Source organism: Vibrio sp. 10N.247.311.47 (assembly GCF_041467535.1).
Taxonomy (GTDB): Bacteria; Pseudomonadota; Gammaproteobacteria; order Enterobacterales; family Vibrionaceae; genus Vibrio; species Vibrio crassostreae_C.
Genome location: NZ_JBFSUR010000105.1, coordinates 1 through 1338, shown reverse-complemented (window position 1 = coordinate 1338; position 1338 = coordinate 1). Strand labels below are relative to the sequence as shown.

Annotated in this window: 1 protein-coding gene; it reads left to right on the top strand. The window is 41.3% G+C overall.

The genetic code is table 11. The annotated features are described in order from the left end of the window. Positions 1 to 74 precede the first annotated feature (74 nt). The gene (locus AB6E51_RS24430; protein ID WP_017065108.1) at positions 75 to 1103 is read left to right on the top strand and encodes an IS110 family transposase; all 1029 of its coding nucleotides are present in this window, start codon (positions 75 to 77) and stop codon (positions 1101 to 1103) included. The last annotated feature ends 235 nt before the right edge of the window (positions 1104 to 1338 follow it).

Genomic DNA, 1338 nt, shown 5'->3' with positions numbered 1-1338 from the left:
GGCGTTGTTAATGATATGGACACTTCCACCCACCGTCTAAACTTATAGTCGGTAACATAAATGAGGAAGAGACCATGACCATTGCAACTTTAGGTATCGACTTAGCTAAATCTTCTTTTGCTCTTCACGGAGTAGATTCATCAGGCAAAGTTCTTTTGAAGAAAAATATCAGCAGAAAGAAGTTGTCCGAAACGTTGACCAATATGCCTCCTTGTCTTGTTGGTATGGAAGCTTGCTCCAGTGCTCATTATTGGGCAAGAGTATTCAAGCAATTTGGTCATGACGTTAAACTTATGCCTCCGCAGTTTGTTAAGCCCTATGTGAAATCAAATAAGAACGATACCGCTGATGCTGAAGCAATCTGTGAAGCGGTAACTCGCCCTAACATGCGTTTCGTACCTATAAAATCGATTGAACAGCAATCAATCCTTTCTGTTCACAAAGCTAGAGAAAGGTTAGTTTCAATGAAAACTGGCCAAACTAATCAATTACGTGGGTTGCTGGCTGAGTTTGGTCTTGTCTTTCCTAAAGGAAGTGCATCACTTAACAAGCAGCTCCCTCTGGTTTTAGAGGATGCTGAAAATAATTTGACGCCACCGATTCGCTGCGTGGTTACTCATTTAAAAGAACTAATTGATGAGCTTTCTTCACGAATTAGTGCGTTAACAAAAGAAATTGAACAATGGCACAGTACGAATGTTGATTCTAAAAGAATCGCAGAGATCCCTGGAATTGGCCCTATAACTGCCACCGCACTTGTTGCAAGTATAGGTGACCCCGCATCTTTTAATAATGGACGGCAGGTATCTGCATGGATTGGACTTGTACCTAAGCAGTTTTCAACGGGTGGCAAACAAGTATTGCTTGGTATAAGCAAGCGGGGGGATGGCTATTTACGAAGACTACTAGTGCATGGTGCAAGAGCTGTTCTTGGGCACTTAAAGCAACAGCCAACCACTTATACTCACCGCTGGTTGAATGACTTACTGAAACGAAAACACAAGAATGTTGCAATAGTCGCACTAGCTAATCGGAATGCTCGAATTGCATGGGCTTTATTGGCTAATCAGCAACACTATAATCCTGAATTACTATCTATCTAAAATTGCGCATGAAGTGGAAATGAGAAAACAGGTAAGACCGTGAGTATGGAACTCTGATTTGATCTTAGGACTTTCAAGTTCGTGTTGTTGATAAGAGCATGCTCAGCGGAAATCATTAAGAGTCCTTGAACTCGGATATATGTCTGCAATCTTTTACCTAAAACTTTCAGATTTACTACTTGCCAATAGGAAGTGTCCATATATGATCAAATCAGCTTGAGGTTCAACGACGCCA

Bases quoted from the DNA above. Each gene is read 5' to 3' on its own strand.
- AB6E51_RS24430 (WP_017065108.1), top strand. From the start codon at position 75: ATGACCATTGCAACTTTAGGTATCGACTTAGCTAAATCTTCTTTTGCT.